The following is a 19021-nucleotide window of genomic DNA, read 5'->3' as shown; positions in this document are numbered from 1 at the left end:
CCGATGGAACGTTGTTCCACCGGATCATTCTTTTTTAATTAACAATGAACTTATTTATTTTCACAAATTCTTTGTTAAATTTACCGGGAGAATTTCCCCATTAGTCATTAAAAACCATATCGATAATGAAAACCGGAATCCTACAATTCTGCGGTGCTGTGGGCATTGCATCCATCCTGCTGTCGTCCTGTTCTAACAAGGACATGGCTGGTCCAGACACACAACAACCAATCAACGACGCTGACGTAGCCAGTGTGAACTACGAAATTTCTGCTGTCAATCCAACTGCCACTTTATCACCTGATGCTTCAGGACGCTTATCTGCCATTACAGGCGATGCTTCTATGGCAAAAGCTGCTTCCGGCGGTTTCGACATCACCTGGGACACTGCTACGGCTCGTTTAAGAGAAATCCGCTTCGATGCCAAACGCGGAAAAGATGAATTGGAATTTAAATTGAAAACAGATCGGCAGATTGATCTGAAGAAAGTACCTACTTTCCTGGGTGCTATCAAAATTCCTAAAGGCACTTACCAACAGGTTAAAGTGTATGCCAGAGTAGAAGGGGATAAGAAAGATCCTGCTGTAAAACTCAAAGGCTTTATTACCTGGGATAGCAAAAAAATCCCGGTAGAAATCCTGCTTTCCGGCCAGATTGAATTAATGGCGAAAGGAAAAGATGTAGTAGTGACAGATACCAAAATCGATTGGAAAGGTTCGCTGAAAATTTCAATGGACCTGATTCTGACCAAACTGCAGATCGGCGACTTCACCGGATCCTTTAACAATGGTAAACTGCAAATCTCTGTTGACATCAATGGTAACCTCCATAACAAGGTGGTAGACGCATTGGAAAACAGTATGTCTGTTGAGCACACGCATGACTAACTGATAAGCAGATGAATGATGAATTTGTGTGAAGTGGTGAATGGAGCTTGCCACAGATCTTCTTCACACAAATTCATCTCCTGTTATCCTGTGCTGTTATTTTAAATCAATCTCCGCATATACCGCAAAGTGATCAGACGCATATCTTCCTTCCCACGCCTCTGATATCGTAGCATGTTTAAGTACATTGAATTTCCCTTTCAGAAAAATATAGTCGATTGGCTGATCTCCTTCTACGCGCCATCCATGAAATGTCCCTACCGGACCAAAGTGTGGCGTTTGGCTGATGGCTTTACTATCGGTTAAATGTAACGGGTCGTTCGCATTCAAAATGATTTGAATAGGCTCGTCAGCCGGGATCGCGTTGAAGTCGCCGGTAATAATAGCGGGGGTATTGCCAGCTAAATGATGCACCTGTTGCAACAGGAACTTAGCACTCTCTCTACGGGCAATTTTCCCCATATGATCAAAATGCGTGTTGAAGTGGAAAAATACTTTGTTTGTTTTTTTATCACGGAATTTACCCCAGGTTACAATGCGTGTACAAGCCCCATCCCAACCTATTTTTCCCGCCACAGTAGGGGTTTCAGATAACCAGAACGTTTCACTTTTTAACAGCTGTAAACGGGTAGTATCATAAAATATCGCGGAATATTCTCCTTTTGTTTTTCCATCGTCTCTACCTACACCAATGCTTTTATAAGCAGGCAGCCGCTGCTGCAAATCCTGCATCTGGTCGTGCAATGCTTCCTGTACGCCTAAGGTGGCAGCGCCGTAGAATAATACTTCAGAAGCTACTTTGTCTTTGCGGTGAGGCCAGGCATTCAGGCTGTCGTCGGGATTATTATACCGGATATTAAACGTCATCACCTTTAATGGCGTCTGTGCAGCCATGCTTCCCATGATCAGGCAGCAAAGGCCTGACAGCAATAGTTTTTTCATTCCCAATAAGTTTTACCGCATAAAAATAATACCTGTTGCGGGAAAACCGAATGAATTAACTATTTCATGATCTCCATACGGAAATTGGCCAGGAGGGTAAGCAATACGGCGGTGGATACCTGCAGGATATCGCGCATGTTCTGTAATGCGCGTGCAGAAAGCTTATAAGCGCCTTTTACAGATAAGTCCATGATGGTCGCAATGCTTTCGTAATCCAGTTCTTCGAAGTAACGCAGGTATAATATTTCTTTTTGCCGGGCATTCAATTGATTGAGTGCATCGAGCAATTGTTGTTGCTGGGCCTGTAATTGCTCTTTTTTTATATAAGCTGATTCGGCAGAGAAGTGTGCGAGAAAATCGTGTTGATCCTGGTCAAATGCTACCAGTGTCACGTTTTTCTTTGGGCGCAACCGGTTATAGATCGTACTGCGCAGGGATACGAGCAGGTATGGGCGTGGATTTACGGTAGTGCTGAGGGTTGCTTTATTCGTCCATAGTTTAATGAAAAGCTCTTGTATGGCGTCTTTTACCAGGTCTTCATTGGGATGTAAACGCATACCATACTCGTACAACCGTTGAAAGTGACGGTCGTAAATGGTGGCAAAGGCTTGCTGACTGCCTTGTTGTAGTGCTTCCCAAAGACTAGTATCGGTAGTTGCAGAAAAATCCATCTCGCTGGTTGATCGGCTAAATGTACAAAAAATAGTTTCCCTGCAAAGGTCAATGGGGGTGGACATATGGAGAATAACAAATATGAAAAATATCTCTGCATATAAAACCAATAAAATCAAGGCATCTATAAGTTGTAAATAAAAAATTATAAAATAATTCAAAAAAAGTGGGGTGTTTTGCGACTTCTTCGTGTTCTGTTCTGGAGCAGCGAGGTTGTTTTACTCTCCTGTGATGATTTTTTTGAGGCGCTAATGGTGATTTTAATTGGATAGCAACTATCAGTTATTTACGAAAGATGATTTCCTGGAAGATGCATTTTTCCTGGAATGGGTGAAGCATGCAACGCCGGCAGCAACGGTGTTCTGGACTGCCTACCGGGATAGTGTGCCTCCGAATTTGATGGAACTGGAACAGGCCATCGCTGCCATGAACGCCATTTTGAGTATGGAACGGATCGTTCCCCCGGCAGCAGTTAAAGCGGCCGTTTGGGCCGGCATTCAGCGTGAATTATCAAAAGAGAATGTAGTGCCGATGAAACGGAAAACGCGCTGGCATTGGGCGGCAGCAGCAGTGTTGGTACCATTGATGGCGGTTTCGGCCTGGTTCCTGTGGCGCCCGGAGAAAATGAATAAAGTAGTTAGCGCCTATGGACAGCAACTGCGTATCACCTTGCCAGATTCCACCGTGGTGGTACTTAATGCGCACTCCGAATTAAGTTATTATAAATGGAAAGATGGAATAAGAGAAGTGTGGTTAACAGGAGAAGCATTATTTGATGTACGCCATCGTACAACCCCGGTTGCCAGCAATTTTACCGTACATGCCGGAGCCGTGCGGGTGGAAGTATTAGGTACCATCTTTAATGTGAAAGAAAGGGACGCGAAAGTAGAAGTATTCCTGAAAGAAGGAAAGGTAAAAGTATCTGCTAAAAACAACGCAGAGGTGCTGGTGCTGCAGCCAGACGAAAAAGCAGAATACCGGGAGGAGAGTAGATTCTTACAAAAAACGCGTGCCAAAAAAGAAGTGGCGCTGGGATGGACAGAAAATAAAATGTCATTGCAACATACCGCTGTCAGCGATATTATTAACACACTACACGATACTTATGGATTTACCATTTTGCTGGAAGATCCTGCTGTAGCTAATCGTAGCATAGATGGCGTACTGCCGTTAAATAATGTGAACAATGTATTGTTTGAATTATCAGCCATCCTGAATGTAAAAATTGAGAAGAACAATGATACGCTGATCTTTAAGAGTACCGGTCAGCGCGGCTATTAAACATATATCATCAAAAACCAAGATCAATGAGGATTTGTATCAGACAAAGCCTGTATGGCTTCCTGTACCTATGTGTGCTGCTACTAACAAGCATCCATACCATTGCACAAGACCGCACCGGTAAGCATCCGGTGGTTGTTTCTGTGAAAGAAGCGTTGGATAAAGTAACCGCTTTGTATGGCACTACTTTTACCTATGAAAGCAGCTTACTGAAGAATAAAACAACACCTGTAGATGTGGCTGGCCTGAAAAACAAGCCCGTGGAAGATGTACTGAAAACTATTCTTTATCCCGGCGAATTGTTGTTTTTGTATGTTGATAAAAACCATTATACCATTGTTGCCCGTCAGAAGAAAGATATACAGATGAGCAACCTGGGAATGCCTGCCGTGATCATGGAAGGCGGCACACAGGTACCAGCCCGCACGGTGAGTGGCGCGGTAACAGATAACAATGGCAGTCCTTTGGCCGGGGTTACGGTGGTAGCAGACGGACAAAAGAGATGGGCTGTTACCGACAACAATGGCACTTTCGTGATTACCATTCCTGCGGATGCCGCCTCTCTGTTATTCTCTTTCGCAGGAATGGAACAGAAGAAAATAACATTGGGTAAACTTCCCGTGGTGAATGTAGTACTGGAAAGTAAAGTACTCAACGAAGTGGTTGTAACCGGTTATCAGACCTTATCTAAAGAGAGAGCTACCGGATCTTTTTCCACAGTGAAAGCCAGCGATCTGCAAAATCGCCGTATTGCCAGCCTATCCCAGGTCCTGGAAGGTAACCTACCCGGACTGGTAAGCTATAAAGGCAATATCAGTATCAGGGGTACCAGTACGTTTGTTGCGAATAGCAGTCCGTTGTATGTTATTGATGGATTCCCGGTCGAAAATCTTGCTTATAATGATGGAGGGACTTTGGTAGATAAAGTACCGGACATTAATCCGGAAGATATTGAAAGTATTACCACCCTTAAAGATGCTGCCGCAGCTTCTATTTACGGCGCCAGAGCTGCTAACGGCGTGATCGTTATTACTACCAAAAAAGCACGGGCAGGTGCTGCCAGGATCAACTTCTCCGGAGATTTTTCTTTTACACCCAAGTATGATCTTTCCTATCTGCATAAAGCAGATGCCAGCGAAATGATAGACCTTACCTATGATTTTTTTGATAACGATCCTAACTTTAAAACAGATCCACTTGGAGAAGCAGCCTATTTGCGCAACGGAAAAGGAATCATCACTCCCGCGTTGGACTACCTGTTGCAGTCGGTAGAAGGAAAAATTACCCGTGCAGAAGCAGATGCGAAGCTGAATGCCTTGCGTGGTAAAAATGGATACAATCAACAGGTACTGGATCACCTGATGCGTACCGCTGCCAATCAGCAATATAACCTGTCTGTATCCAAAGCCAGTGCAGGAAATGCTTTCAACTTTTCCGCCACCTTCAAAAATTCGCAGGGCTATAACCTGAACGACAATACGAAAAATCTGGGATTGAATTTCAGAAACGCGTTATCCGTTAATAAATGGCTGACCGCTGAAACAGGATTTTACCTGAACTATGGCGATGAAACCCGGCCTGGTTCAAGCTCCGGAAAAGAAGGTATTGCAGGTACCTACCTCATCAATAATCAGTTACCTTTTGAGCCGCTTTATGATGATAATGGTCATCCGCTTCCTTTAAGAGAGTCCATGACAGCACAGGAAAAACTCAATGCGCAGAAGTATGATCTTTTTTCTTCGGAAATTATCCCGGAGAAAGAAATGAATTATAACCTCATTAAAGCACGATCTATCAAAACGCGTGTGTATGGAAAGCTGAATGCAAAAATTACTTCCTGGATGAACTATGATATCATGTTCCAGTATGAGAAGAATAGTAGTAAAGCAGAGCAGTTGCTGGACAAAGATTCTTATTACATGCGGAATAAGTTCAACACCTTTTCTGCATTGGATGCAAATAAAAATAAGGTGTATAAATTACCTGTGGGCGACGCTTACCGGAATACAGCAGATTACCTGCGGGGATACACTTTCCGCCAACAGTTGAATATCAACAAAACATTTAATAATCGTCATGAATTGACGGCTATTGCCGGTTCAGAAACGAGAGAGGTGAAGAATAACCGCGATTTCAATGCTTATTTCGGTTATGATCCGTTGACCTTAAATTATCAGCCCATCAATGCGCAGGACCTTGGTAATGCCTTTAATGGCCTGAATCAGGCCCGGGCTCAGTTGTCTGCATCCGATCTGGGATACCAGAGAGAAACGACCAACCGCTATTTTTCTTTTTATGGAAATGCTGGCTATACCTATAATGAAAAGTATATGTTGAGCGGTAGTGTAAGGTACGATCTGTCTAACCTTTTTGGTACGAACCCGGCTTATCAGTACCGCCCATTATGGTCTGCCGGTGCAAGCTGGATCATGAGCAGGGAAAAATTCCTGGAAAATATTTCCTGGCTGGAAATCCTGAAACTACGTGCCTCTTATGGTATTAATGGTAACGTGGCCAGAGATGCAGGGCCATTTATGGTGGCCAATTACAGCAGGAATACACTCACCGGTAACAACAGCGCCAGTATTTATACGCCTCCTAATCCCAACCTGCGTTGGGAAAAAACAACGACAACCAATATCGGTGTTGATTTCAGCGTCATCAAAGGTCGTATATCCGGCTCCGTTGATGTGTATAATAAGACAAGTAATGACCTGCTGACAACGATCACCATCAACCCTGCGCTGGGCTTTGAAACAGCCATGGTGAATAACGGCGCTATGCAGAATAAAGGAGTAGAATTGGCTTTAAAAGCGCAGGTGATCCGGCAGCGTGATTTCGGATGGGATGTCACCATCAACAGTTCTTTCAATAAGAATGAAGTAACGAGGGTAGACTTCATCGCTCAAACTGCTTATGAACTCGTTAATAATTATGGAAGCCGTTATTATAAAGGAAAGCCGTTTAAGAGTTTGTATAGTTATGCCTATGCCGGTTTAAACAACCTTGGTAATCCAACTATCTACAATCAGCAGGGGAAAGCGATTGACGATTACCTGGATCTGCCGGAGCTGGCTCACTATAGCGGCACCTTTGTGCCGACCTTCAGCGGCGCCCTGATTAACAATATCCGGTATAAAAATTTCCTGTTCTCCTGCATGTTTGTGTATAACGCCGGACATGTGATGCGCATGGATGTACCTTATGAGATCTCCAGTTTTCCCAGTGGTTTAACTGGCGCCGGCATTTCAAATGCCTGGAAGAAACCGGGCGATGAACTGATCACCAATATACCGCGTATCTCCTGGAACTATGATGAAACATCTAATAAAAATAATACGGAGTACTACCTGTATGGGAATAATACCATTGTTAGCGCCGCCTATATTAAAGCAAGAAACCTGGCATTAAGCTATTCTTTACCGAAACGCTGGATACAGCATATTAAGCTGGCAGATGTGAAGGTACGTGTGCAGGCGGATAACCTGTTCTATATTGGATTTAACGGAAAGGGTATTGACCCGGAAGCCTCTGGTGTAGATGGTGTTAACCGCACTTTGCCTATTATGCCTACCTATAACGTCGGTTTCAATATTTCACTTTAATTCAACGGAAGAAAAGAATTGTATATGAAAAGAATTATTCAGTTTATACTATGTGGAGCAGTGGTAACGGGTGCAATCAGTTGCAAGAAATACCTGGATATTGTGCCGAAAGGTCAGAAGATTCCGCAAAGTTTTGAAGATTATAAAGCACTCGTGGAAAGCGCAGATGGACATATGTTTGAGTATGAGAGCCAGAACCGGGTAGCTAATGATTTTTATATTGTAAAAAGTCAGCAGGCAGCGGTGACGCTTGCTAACATCAACTACAACTGGCAGGAAGATAAAGACAGGATGCAGTTCCTGGCTGCAGACCGCGGATACAATAATGCCTATAGAGGAATCTTTTTGTACAATGTATTGATCAACAATGTACCAGCTGCCACTACCGGTACTCCAGCAGATAAAAACCGCCTGGTAGCGCAAGCCAGGATTGGCAGAAGTATGTTGTATTTCTACCTGGTGACCAGTTATGCTAAAATGTATAACGCTGCTACCGCTGAACAGGACAGAGGCGTATTGCTGAATACATCAGATAATATGGATGCGTCACTTAAGCAGTTATCAGTAAAAGAGATATACGATTTTATTTTAAACGATGTGAACCAGGCGCTTCCTGATTTGCCCGAAAAAGCAGAAGATGTTTTTTTCGCTAACAAAGCAAGCGGTTATGCTTTCCTGTCGAGAGTAAACCTGTTTATGCAGCGTTATGATCAGGCGGCTGCTTATGCTGATTCGGCGTTAAACAGGAATAACCAGCTTTTTGATTATGTAGACTACTACAACCAGAATAAAGTGGTAGCCGATGGCAACAGTCCTTCTATTAACGTTCCGCGTTTTGAATTTAAGAGTCCTGAAAATTACATTTTTCATTACGGCGGAGATGCGGTGAAGCGGCAGGGATTTTATATCAGCATGCTGCGTCCTGCAGACTCCACTCAGTATGATAAAGGAGACGCCCGCTTTAAAGTGAATTATGCATTGGTGAATTTTGGGGAACAGATATTAGCCTACCGCAGAATGGATGATGTAAATGGCGGTGGTATCCGTACTCCCGAAATGTACTATACTAAAGCAGAGTGTCTGGCACGGGCAGGTAAGTTGCCGGAAGCCATGGAGGTGCTGAATACGGTGCGCCGGAAGCGGATTATTCCTGAATTTTATGCAGATGTAACCGCAAAAACACCGACAGAGGCAATAGCATTGATACGCCGGGAATTAAGATGTGAATACAGAGGTACCGGGCTGGTATACCTGACACTCCGCAGATTTAACAATGATCCGCAATTCAGTGCCACTATTACTAAAACAGAAGGAAGTAAAACTTATAGTATCACGCCGGATTCACACATCTGGATCATGCCTTTTTCCACTACTGCTATTCGCTACAGTAATGGTTTGCTGGTACAAAATTCTAAATAACAAAGATCAAGAAACCAACTATTAATTGAGCGGTTGCCGGTTTATACCGGCAGCCTTTTTTTATGTTTTTATGGAGAGGTAATTAGTGCGTGTACTGGTTCAATTGTAGAATAACATCCGGATCAGGGCAGTTTTGCAGATACTTTTCTCTTTCACTATACCGGCATACACCCGGATAGTCGCCTCGGAAGCCCTGCATGTCTTCTATGAGCTGAAAGTGTAAATGTGGCGGCCAGCCCCCATTTTCGGAGGGTGTACCGAAATGTGCCAGCGCCTGACCTGCCGTAATCGGCATGTTTTCATATAATCCCTGTAGATTGGAGATACTGAGGTGGCCGTATAATGTATAAAAGAGATATCCTTCCAACTGGTGCTGCAGCACAATCGTTGCCCCATAATCCCCGAAATGATCATTGAACCGGAAACTATGTATATGGGCATTCAACGGGGCATAAATTTGGGTACCTACCTCTCCCCATACGTCAATGCCGAGGTGTAGCCTTCTGGGCTCTTCTCCGGCGTCAAAATGAGGACTTACTGCATAAATGGTGCGATGCTCTGCATAGCCGCCGATGCCCAGCCGGCAGCCGCTTTGTGCAAGGGTATTATCGATGTATCTGCTAAACTTATTAATGTCCTGCAGTATGTTCTTGGTGAGCGTAGTGTTATTGGCCGTAAAATCCATTACCAGCAGGGATTCATGATCTCCTAAAAGCGGGATAACCGGCTTGAAGGTGGATTGATGCTTCTTTAAAACCTCCTGTAACATATTTTTGATGCTTGACTTTCGTCTAAATATAAATATTAATTTGTGGATTAAATAATGATCGCCCTTGCAGTTCCCCGTATATATCCACCTGTTTTCCTTACATCTGCCACTGCACGCAGTCACAGAAACATTGGGCATGTTCATCGGTTTTCGCTATTTCCTGTACCTGCGCAAAAAACAGGGGGATCGTATCGAAAGCGGTAATCGCGTTTGGGCCATTATCGGGGCTATTTTCGGTGCATTATTCGGGAGCCGGCTGCTGGGCGTGCTGGAGAATCCGCCCGGTCTCCTGGAGGCGCATAACACGCTGTTATACATCTACCAAAATAAAACTATTGTAGGTGGACTGCTCGGCGGACTGGCAGGGGTAGAGCTGATCAAGAAAGCTATAGGAGAGCGGCATTCTACCGGTGATCTATTCGTTTATCCACTTATACTTGCCATGATCATAGGCCGCATTGGCTGCTTTTCGATGGGCGTGTATGAAGAAACCTATGGCCTTCCCACTTCTTTGCCATGGGGCATAAACCTCGGCGACGGCCTGCTCCGGCATCCCGTATCTCTCTATGAAATTATTTTCCTGGTTATACTCTGGCAACTGCTGGCTTTTACCAGCCAACGCCGGACACTGGTGAGTGGTGGTAAATTCAAACTTTTCATGATCGCCTACCTGTTGTTTCGCTTTCTGCTGGACTTTATCAAGCCAGGCTACCGCTTTTCCTTTGGCCTGGGATCCATACAGCTGGCCTGTTTAGCCGGATTGTGCTATTATTTACCTACTATTCTTTTTCCATCACGACTAATTCAAAAGCAATATGCCTGAAAAAAATTACACCTATTACGACTTCACACTGAGCATCTGTAGTACCTGTTTACGCCGTGTAGACGCCAAGGTGATATTTGAAGATGGAAAAGTATTCATGATCAAACATTGTCCGCATCATGGAAAAGAAAAAGTACTGATTGCCACAGATATCGATTACTATAAAAATACCCGTAACTATAACAAACCTTCTGAAGCTCCGCTTAAAACCAATACCAGTACACATTACGGCTGCCCGTATGATTGCGGTTTATGTGCAGATCATGAGCAACATTCCTGTTTAACCGTTATTGAAGTAACTGACCGTTGTAATCTGACCTGCCCTACCTGTTATGCGATGTCATCGCCACACTACGGCCGGCATCGTACTTTGGAAGAGATAGAGCAGATGCTGGATATCATCGTTGCCAACGAAGGACAACCAGATGTCATACAACTGAGCGGTGGAGAACCCACTATTCATCCCCAGTTTTTTGAAATACTGGATATCGCTAAGCGTAAGCCTATCCGGCATCTGATGATTAATACCAACGGCATACGCATTGCAAAAGACAAAGAGTTTACCGCTCGCCTGGCTACCTATATGCCCGACTTTGAAGTATATCTTCAGTTCGATTCCTTTAAGCCGGAAGTGTTGGAACGTATGCGGGGTAAGGATTTAACAGATGTCCGGCTGCAGGCAATCGCCAACCTGAATGAAGTGAATCTCAGCACCACGTTGGTAGTCACCCTGCAAAAAGGACTGAATGATGATGAAATGGGCGCTATCGTTGATTACGCGGTGAAGCAACCTTGTGTACGTGGCGTTACCTTTCAGCCCGTACAGGTAGCAGGCCGCACAGATGATTTTGATCCGGCCACCGACCGTATTACGCTTACCGAAGTGCGGCAGCGTATCCTGGAGCAATCACCTATCTGGAATGCGAACGACATCATCCCGGTGCCTTGTAATCCTGACGCACTGGCCATGGCTTACGCTTTGAAAATAGATGGGCAGGTATATCCGCTTACTCGTTACGTTGATCCTACGGTGTTATTGAACAACTCCAAAAATACCATCGTATATGAGCAGGACGAAAAACTGCACCAGCATGTGTTGAAGATATTCAGCACCGGTATTTCCACCGATGCGGCGGTGAACGACATGCAGTCTTTACTTTGCTGCCTGCCGCAGGTACAGGCTCCCGGACTCGACTATACGAATTTATTCCGTATTGTGATCATGCGCTTCCTGGATGCGTATGATTTTGATGTGCGTGCCATCAAAAAATCATGTGTGCATATTGTACATAAGGATGGCCGTATTATACCTTTTGAAACAATGAATTTATTTTATAGAGATGATAAAGAGGAGTATTTAAAGGAACTGCAGAAAGAACGTGCATTCACTTCAATTGTTTAGTTTATGAATAAGACATTTAAAGAAGTACTGCTATTTTCCGGCGTGCCGCTGGGAATTTTACTGATGATCTGTTTGGCTGGAGGAGAAGCTATTCTGGGTGCAGGTATACTTATGCTCATAATCGCAGGAGCTTATTTTGTGATTGGGTTAATCATGTTGATTGCTTCCAATCCTCACATGGGCAAAGTATTGTTGTTGTGTTCCGGGATCATTTTGCTGGTAGGGTTTTCCACCTGTGGGCTGATTATGAGCGGTATGGGTGGGATGCGGTTTAATTAAAGAACATCATTTACTGAAACCTATGCCTAAGATGTTTAAGCAAGCATTATTGCTTTCGTTGATTCCGTTGGTAATTATGCTGGTATTGATGTTTGCAGATTTTCAACATGCATTCCTACAGGCTGAAATGGTGGCGTATATTCCGCTTATGTATCTTGTAGCCGGTGGAGTACTATTGTTTAGCCAGTATCAGAAAACAGGTATCATGTTATGGCTGTCAGCAGGAATGACAGTGCTGTTAGCCAGAGTTATTATTTTTATAGTTATTGGATAAAAAAAGGCTGTTCTACTATCAGGTAGAACAGCCTTTATATTTTAAACGATCCGCAATGATTACACCACCACGTTGATCATTTTGCCTTTCACAATAATCACCTTTTTAGGTGCTTTGCCTTCCATCCACTTCTGTACGATCTCGTTAGCCAGTACCGCCTGCTCAATATCAGGAAGCGCTGCATCCAGCGGGAATCCCATTTCAGAGCGGGTTTTGCCGTTTATTGCTACCGGGTAATTGAACGCACTTTCTTTGGTATATTCCTCATTGTATACTGGGTATAATGCATTCAGAATGCTTTCGTTGTTACCCAGGTATTGCCACAATTCTTCGCAGAGGTGCGGCGCATAGGGTGTCAGCAATATCAGCAATGGCTCCAGGATGGCGCGTTTATGACAACGCAGCGTAGCCAATTCATTTACACAGATCATAAACTGACTTACTGCCGTGTTGTAAGAGAAGCCGTTGGTATCATGATCAATTTTCTGAATGGTTTTGTGCAGTATCTTCAGCTCGTCCGGCGTAGGAACCTGCTCATGAACGATGATACCTTTTTGCTCATCGGCAAACAGGCGCCACAGTTTTTTGAGGAAGCGGTGAACGCCTTCTATGCCTTTGGTATCCCATGGTTTGGATTGTTCTACCGGTCCCAGGAACATTTCGTACATGCGGAAAGTATCAGCGCCATATTTCTCTACCAGGTCATTCGGATTAACGGTATTGAATAAACGTTTACTCATTTTTTCCAGCTGTACGCCGCAGATATATTTACCATCTTCCAGGATGAATGTAGCATCTGCGAAATCCGGCTTCCATTTTTTGAAGGCTTCAGTATCCAGTTCAACGCCATCTACAATATTCACATCTACGTGCAGTTCATCGGTTTCATACTGATCTTTCAACCCGTGAGAAACGTATTGGTGGGTGCCGCGAACGCGGTATACCAGCCTGGAGCTACCGCCAATCATACCCTGGTTGATCAGTGATTTGAATGGCTCCTGGAAACCGATATGTCCCAGGTCGTACAGCACTTTGGTCCACATACGGGAATAGAGCAGGTGACCTACAGCATGTTCGGTACCGCCTACGTACACATCTACCTGGTTCCAGTAGTCGGTGGCTTTGCGGTCCGCAAACGTGTGTTTGTTGTGTGGATCCATATAACGCAGGAAATACCAGCTACTGCCGGCATAGCCAGGCATGGTGTTGGTTTCGCGTTTTATGCCGGGTGCTACATTTACCCAGTCGGTGATGTTGGCCAGCGGGCCTTCGCCTTCAGCGCCGGGTTTATAGTTTTCTACGTGTGGCAATTCCAGCGGCAGGTCTTTTTCGTCCATGGCGTAAGGAATACCATCTTTATAGAGAATTGGGAATGGCTCGCCCCAGTAGCGCTGGCGGCTAAAGCCGGCATCCCGCATTTTATAGTTGATTTTGCGTTTGCCGATACCCATTTCCTCCAGCTTGCTGATCACGATGTCAGTAGCGGTTTTCATATCGGTACCATTGAGGAAACCGCTGTTTTGCAGCTTCGCATCTTTGGTAGCATTGGCTTCTTCTCCGTTAAACGCATCGCCAATGATGTTGGTGATGGGGATATTAAAGTGTTTGGCGAAGCCAAAGTCGCGCTGATCGCCACATGGCACGGCCATGATGGCGCCGGTGCCGTAACCTGCCAGCACGTATTCTGCAATCCATACCGGAATTTCGCGGCCATCGAATGGGTTGATAGCGTAGGCGCCGGTAAAGCAGCCGGTAATTTGTTTTACATCCGCCATACGTTCACGTTCAGAGCGACTTTGAACGTATTCAAGGTATTTATCTATTTCACCCTGTTGTTCCGGGGTGGTGATGGATTTTACCAGGTCATGTTCAGGTGCCAGCACCATGAAGTCTACCCCGAAGATGGTATCCGGGCGGGTAGTATATACTTCTACGTGTTCGGCGGAGTTTTTCAGGGCGAATTTGATTTCCGCTCCCTGGCTTTTGCCGATCCAGTTCCGCTGCATTTCTTTCATCGCATCGCTGAAGGATACGGTTTCCAGTCCTTCCAGCAGGCGGTTGGCGTATTCGGTGATACGCAGGAACCACTGGCTCATTTTCTTTTTCACTACCGGGTAGCCACCACGTTCACTTACGCCATTTACTACCTCATCATTAGCCAGTACGGTACCCAGGGCAGCGCACCAGTTCACTTCCGCATGTGCCAGGTAGGCCAGGCGGTATTGCATTAATATATTGCGTTGCTCAGCTTCCCCATAGCTTTTCCACTCGGCAGCGGTGAACTGGATGGTACGATCGCCCGGACAAATATGTCCGGCATTTCCCTTTTGTTCAAAAATGTTGATCAGGGTGCTGATGGGTTCCGCTTTCTGGGTTTCACGGTTATACCAGCTTTCAAAGATTTGCAGGAATATCCATTGTGTCCATTTGTAGTAAGAAGGGTCGCTGGTAGTTACCTGGCGCTCCCAGTCGTAGCAAAAGCCTATATTATTCAGCTGTTCACGGAATGCTTTGATATTTTGTTCGGTGGTGACAGCCGGGTGCTGACCAGTTTCCAGGGCATATTGCTCTGTAGGCAGGCCAAAGGCATCATACCCCATGGTATGTAGCACGTTAAAGCCTTTTAGTCTTTTATAGCGCGCATAGATGTCTGTTGCAATATAGCCCAGGGGGTGTCCTACGTGAAGACCCGCTCCCGAAGGGTAGGGGAACATGTCCAGTACGTAACATTTGGGCTTTGGACTGTCATTGCTAACGCGGTAAGCATGCGATTGCTCCCACTGTTCCTGCCATTTTTTTTCGATTGCCCTGAAATTGTATTCCATATATCGGTTGTAGATGACCTTAATCTGGCCGGATTTCAACAATACATCCGGTTATTAAGGCGTTATCAGTTATAATTTAAAATTTTGTAATAATGCCGGTTCAGCAAAATAATGTTAAATTCATTAATACGCCAATGTCATTCCCCAACATCTCCATATATTGCCGTTTTATTGCCTGGATGAGAGGGTTTCCCCGGTCGGGTTGTGGTTTGATTTAAATTGCTCTTACACATCCTGCCGTGACGGTTTTCTTGTCAATTAGATTTGCCGGGCTGGCAAAATTAAACACATAACTACTAATTTTTATTATTTTCGCCGATAAACTGCAGATTAATGGCGCAATCCGGGAAATCATCAGCAAAGAAGTCGAAACCATCCTACCTGTACTCCATCATTGGTGTAGCACTGGTATTGTTTTTACTGGGCACATTGGGTCTGGTGGTCATACATGCCAATAAATTGAGCGTGTATTTTAAGGAAAGCATTGAGGTACAGGTGATTCTGAGAGATAATGTAAAAGAAAGCCAGGCACTCGCCCTGCGCGACTCTATGGCCCACAAACCATACATCAAGTCTATTGAGTATGTGTCGAAAGACATGGCCGCCCAACGTTTTAAGAAGGATTTCGGGGAGGACTTTATCACCCTGTTACAATACAATCCGCTTTACAGCAGCATTAACATAAAGGCTAACGCCAATTATGTAAACAATGATAGTTTGAAGATTATTGAAAATAATCTCTCCCAGCAAAGCATTGTAAGGGAAATCTCCTATCAGCGGATGCTGGTAAGCAAGTTGAATGAAAACGTAAACAGGATTGGCCTGATCATCCTTATCATCAGCGGGTTATTATGCCTCGTGGTGATATTCCTGATCGATAATACCATCCGCCTGGCGATGTTCAGCAACCGCTTCCTCATTAAAACCATGCAAATGGTGGGAGCTACCCGATGGTTTATTGCCAAGCCATTCGATTTACGCAGTATTGCCAATGGCGCTATTGCTGCGTTGATTGCTATTGCAGGTCTGATAGGCATCATGTCGGTGGCAGATAAACTGCTGCCGGAACTGGCGGGCTTACGCGACAACGTCATGATTGCACTGTTGTTTGTAGGAATGATCCTGATCGGTATCTGTATTTCCCTGGTGAGTACCCATCGCTCTGTGATGAAGTACCTGCGCCTGAAACTGGACGATCTTTATTAATTTTAGACATCTTTAACTGAAGATATAATACCAAACACTATGGCTAAAACTAGCACAAACCCGGCATCAAATGATGCATTGGCCAACAGCCGCCCTATTTTCCCGAAAGAGAATTACAAATTTATGCTGGCAGGTCTTGTGGTGATTGTACTGGGTTTTCTCCTGATGATGGGAGGAGATGCCAGCGATCCTAACAGCTTTAAACCGGAGGAAGTATATAGCTTCCGCAGAATTACCCTGGCGCCTATCGTGATAGTACTGGGCTTACTGGTGGAAGTATATGCCATTATGCGCCGTCCAAAAGCAAATGCATAATTGGTTCCTATAAAAGTATTCTTACAGCGATGAGCAATCATCGCTTTTTTTTTCACTTTTAACCATATTAAATTCGATGAACGTTTTTCAGGCTATTATCATTGCCATCGTAGAGGGACTTACAGAATTTCTGCCCATTTCCTCCACCGGCCACATGATCATTGTGAGCGCACTGCTGGGAATTGGTAAGGATGAATTTACCAAGTTGTTTGAAGTTGTTATTCAGCTGGGAGCCATCCTGGCCGTAGTGGTATTCTATTGGAAGAAATTTTTCGTGTTCGATAAAAACCGTCTCAACTTTTACCTGAAACTGGCGGTAGCCGTTATCCCGGCGCTGATATTGGGTTTCCTGTTCAGTAAAAAAATAGATGCCCTGCTGGAAAGCCCGCTTACCGTAGGCGTCACCTTGCTGGTGGGTGGTATTGTATTGCTGTTTGTGGACAACTGGTTTAAAGAACCTACCATCCTCACGGAAGAGAAAATAGACATCTTTACCGCTTTGCGCATTGGATTTTACCAATGTTTGGCCCTGATTCCGGGTACCAGCCGTAGTGCAGCCTCTATTGTGGGAGGTATGCAACAAAAGCTGTCCCGCAGTGTAGCCGCAGAGTTTTCGTTTTTCCTGGCCGTGCCTACCATGGCTGCTGCCACCGGTTATAAATTGCTGAAAGGAAAAGAATTGCTGCTGGCGCATCCGGAGAACCTGAAACTGTTGCTGATTGGTAACGTGGTAGCATTTATAGTAGCCCTGTTAGCCATTAAATTCTTTATCGGCGCTGTGAAGAAGTACGGATTTAGGATGTGGGGTTATTACAGGATCGTAGTGGGAATTATTATTATAGCTGCTATATTGATGGGGTATACCCTGGAGGTATAGTTTGTCTTTTTCAGGATTAAACTGATTAGGCTGATTTTATTTTTTGATTTTATTAAGATAAAAAATTAGGGAAGATTTAGGCAGATATGTTATCCGCTTATATCTTCCCTAATTTTTTACATTCAGTAAAATCAAAAAAAATAAAATCAGCCTAATCAGTTTAATCCTGAAAAAGACAAAAAATCGTGTTATCCTTTCACCGCCAGCAGCAGTTCCAGGTCGGTATATTTCAGTTTAAATTTCTCACTTAAGTGGTAGTTGGTGAGGGCTCCTTTGTACAGGTAGATGCCATTACGCACACCCCGTTTAATCCATACCAGGTTTTCAAACCCACCATCATCGGCTGCTTCCACCAGTAAAGGCATCAGTACATTACTGATTGCTTCAGAAGCCGTGCGGGCAAATCCGGAAGGAATATTAGGTACGCAGTAGTGTACTACATCGTACTTTTTAAACACCGGGTTTTCGTGGGTGGTGATTTCGGAGGTTTCAAAACAGCCTCCGCGATCAATGCTCACGTCTACAATCACAGAGCCGGCTTTCATATTGCTGACCATAGATTCACTCACCACAATAGGAGTACGGCCACTTTGCGATGACAACGCGCCTACCGCTACATCTGCATTGCGTAGTTGTTCTGCCAGTACTTTGGGCTGGATAACGGAAGTGAATACACGTACGCCAATATTATTTTGCAGCCGTTTCAGCTTGTAGATGTTATTATCGAATACTTTTACGGAAGATCCCAGTGCCAGGGCGGTGCGGGCGGCAAATTCCCCTACAATGCCTGCGCCAATGATCACTACTTTGGTAGGAGGGATCCCGGTAATTCCTCCCAGCAGGATGCCTTTCCCTTTATTGTCGTTGCTGAGGTATTGCCCCGCAATGAGCATACAGGCGCCTCCGGCAATTTCGCTCATGGCCCTAACAATAGGATAGGTCCCGGCATCATCCTTCAGGTTCTCGAAAGATAACAGCGTGATGCGCTTGTCCATCATTTTCTCTACCTGTGGCGCTTTCAGGGCAGCCAGGTGAATAGGGGAAATGACAATCTGGTGAGGGTGGAGTAATTCTATTTCTTCATCGTTCAGGGGGGCGGATTTCACGATGATCTCCGCTTTGAACACTTCTTTTTTATCATATACTATTTCTGCGCCGGCTTCTGAATAGTCGGTGTCATAGTAATGTGATCCGTCACCCGCTTTATGCTCCACCACAATATGATGTCCGTGGGCGGCTAAAATGCTGACTGCATCGGGGGTAAGGGCGATCCGGTTTTCCTGGAAAGAGGTTTCCTTTGGAATACCTATAAATAACCGGGAATTTTTCTGTGGAATATCCAGTGTCTCTTCCAGCGGTGAATAGGTAAAGCCAGCACTTACTACAGGTTTTTGCCTCTGCTCCATATGCTTGTTCTAGTTTTTTATATCGTAGTATTCAAAGAT

The 19021-nt window shown here is 44.7% G+C and carries 16 protein-coding genes; 11 read left to right on the top strand and 5 right to left on the bottom strand.

Going from position 1 to position 19021, the window contains the following annotated elements; translation table 11 throughout:
- Positions 1-125 precede the first annotated feature (125 nt).
- Positions 126-887, top strand: coding sequence for a hypothetical protein (locus tag AC5ZC7_RS26815; RefSeq protein ID WP_496162861.1), 762 nt, complete (start codon positions 126-128; stop codon positions 885-887).
- A gap of 96 nt (positions 888-983) precedes the next feature.
- Here AC5ZC7_RS26815 and AC5ZC7_RS26810 read toward each other — a convergent pair whose 3' ends face one another.
- Complete coding sequence (locus AC5ZC7_RS26810) at positions 984-1829, bottom strand: endonuclease/exonuclease/phosphatase family protein (RefSeq protein ID WP_496162863.1); 846 nt, start codon at positions 1827-1829, stop codon at positions 984-986.
- Positions 1830-1888: 59 nt separating this feature from the next.
- Positions 1889-2500, bottom strand: a complete 612-nt coding sequence (locus tag AC5ZC7_RS26805) for a sigma-70 family RNA polymerase sigma factor (protein WP_496162865.1) — start codon at positions 2498-2500, stop codon at positions 1889-1891.
- 265 nt (positions 2501-2765) lie between these two features.
- Here AC5ZC7_RS26805 and AC5ZC7_RS26800 point away from each other — a divergent pair, with 265 nt between their 5' ends.
- From AC5ZC7_RS26800 to AC5ZC7_RS26790, 3 genes are read left to right on the top strand one after another with little or no spacing between them, the layout of a single operon-like run.
- Positions 2766-3782, top strand: coding sequence for a FecR domain-containing protein (locus AC5ZC7_RS26800; protein ID WP_496162866.1), 1017 nt, complete (start codon positions 2766-2768; stop codon positions 3780-3782).
- A 26-nt stretch (positions 3783-3808) separates the two neighbouring features.
- Positions 3809-7387, top strand: a complete 3579-nt coding sequence (locus AC5ZC7_RS26795; RefSeq protein ID WP_496162867.1) for a SusC/RagA family TonB-linked outer membrane protein — start codon at positions 3809-3811, stop codon at positions 7385-7387.
- Between the two features lie 24 nt (positions 7388-7411).
- On the top strand, positions 7412-8806 hold the full coding sequence (locus tag AC5ZC7_RS26790) for a RagB/SusD family nutrient uptake outer membrane protein (RefSeq protein WP_496162868.1): 1395 nt from the start codon (positions 7412-7414) through the stop codon (positions 8804-8806).
- Between the two features lie 82 nt (positions 8807-8888).
- On the opposite strand, the gene AC5ZC7_RS26785 is transcribed toward AC5ZC7_RS26790, so the two are convergent.
- Positions 8889-9575, bottom strand: a complete 687-nt coding sequence (locus AC5ZC7_RS26785) for a peptidoglycan DD-metalloendopeptidase family protein (protein ID WP_496162869.1) — start codon at positions 9573-9575, stop codon at positions 8889-8891.
- A gap of 64 nt (positions 9576-9639) precedes the next feature.
- On the opposite strand from AC5ZC7_RS26785, the gene AC5ZC7_RS26780 reads away from it, so the two are divergent.
- From AC5ZC7_RS26780 to AC5ZC7_RS26765, 4 genes are read left to right on the top strand one after another with little or no spacing between them, the layout of a single operon-like run.
- Positions 9640-10398, top strand: coding sequence for a prolipoprotein diacylglyceryl transferase family protein (locus AC5ZC7_RS26780; protein WP_496162870.1), 759 nt, complete (start codon positions 9640-9642; stop codon positions 10396-10398).
- Positions 10391-11800 carry a radical SAM protein gene (locus AC5ZC7_RS26775; protein WP_496162871.1) on the top strand — a complete coding sequence of 470 codons (1410 nt, stop codon included), beginning with the start codon at positions 10391-10393 and terminating at the stop codon, positions 11798-11800. Before AC5ZC7_RS26780 ends, AC5ZC7_RS26775 begins: the two co-directional genes overlap by 8 nt.
- Before the next feature lie 3 nt (positions 11801-11803).
- Positions 11804-12079, top strand: coding sequence for a hypothetical protein (locus AC5ZC7_RS26770; protein WP_496162872.1), 276 nt, complete (start codon positions 11804-11806; stop codon positions 12077-12079).
- Between the two features lie 31 nt (positions 12080-12110).
- Positions 12111-12353 (top strand): hypothetical protein, encoded by a 243-nt coding sequence (locus AC5ZC7_RS26765; RefSeq protein WP_496162873.1) that lies wholly within the window; start codon positions 12111-12113, stop codon positions 12351-12353.
- A 59-nt stretch (positions 12354-12412) separates the two neighbouring features.
- On the opposite strand, the gene leuS is transcribed toward AC5ZC7_RS26765, so the two are convergent.
- Positions 12413-15178, bottom strand: a complete 2766-nt coding sequence (gene leuS / locus AC5ZC7_RS26760) for a leucine--tRNA ligase (RefSeq protein ID WP_496162874.1) — start codon at positions 15176-15178, stop codon at positions 12413-12415.
- Positions 15179-15511: 333 nt separating this feature from the next.
- Between leuS and AC5ZC7_RS26755 the strand changes: the two genes are divergently transcribed.
- From AC5ZC7_RS26755 to AC5ZC7_RS26745, 3 genes are all read left to right on the top strand, one after another.
- Complete coding sequence (locus AC5ZC7_RS26755; protein ID WP_496162875.1) at positions 15512-16384, top strand: permease-like cell division protein FtsX; 873 nt, start codon at positions 15512-15514, stop codon at positions 16382-16384.
- Between the two features lie 39 nt (positions 16385-16423).
- The gene (locus AC5ZC7_RS26750) at positions 16424-16699 is read left to right on the top strand and encodes a DUF3098 domain-containing protein (protein ID WP_496162876.1); all 276 of its coding nucleotides are present in this window, start codon (positions 16424-16426) and stop codon (positions 16697-16699) included.
- Positions 16700-16775: 76 nt separating this feature from the next.
- Positions 16776-17576, top strand: coding sequence for an undecaprenyl-diphosphate phosphatase (locus AC5ZC7_RS26745; RefSeq protein WP_496162877.1), 801 nt, complete (start codon positions 16776-16778; stop codon positions 17574-17576).
- Positions 17577-17764: 188 nt separating this feature from the next.
- On the opposite strand, the gene AC5ZC7_RS26740 is transcribed toward AC5ZC7_RS26745, so the two are convergent.
- Positions 17765-18982: an alanine dehydrogenase gene (locus AC5ZC7_RS26740; protein ID WP_079473555.1), complete on the bottom strand. Its 1218-nt coding sequence runs from the start codon at positions 18980-18982 to the stop codon at positions 17765-17767.
- Between the last annotated feature and the right edge of the window lie 39 nt (positions 18983-19021).

The sequence above is a fragment of the Chitinophaga sp. 9-1-y genome (assembly GCF_059511905.2).
The sequence above is the reverse complement of the archived record's forward strand: the minus strand, read 5'-3'. Positions and strand labels throughout refer to the sequence as shown.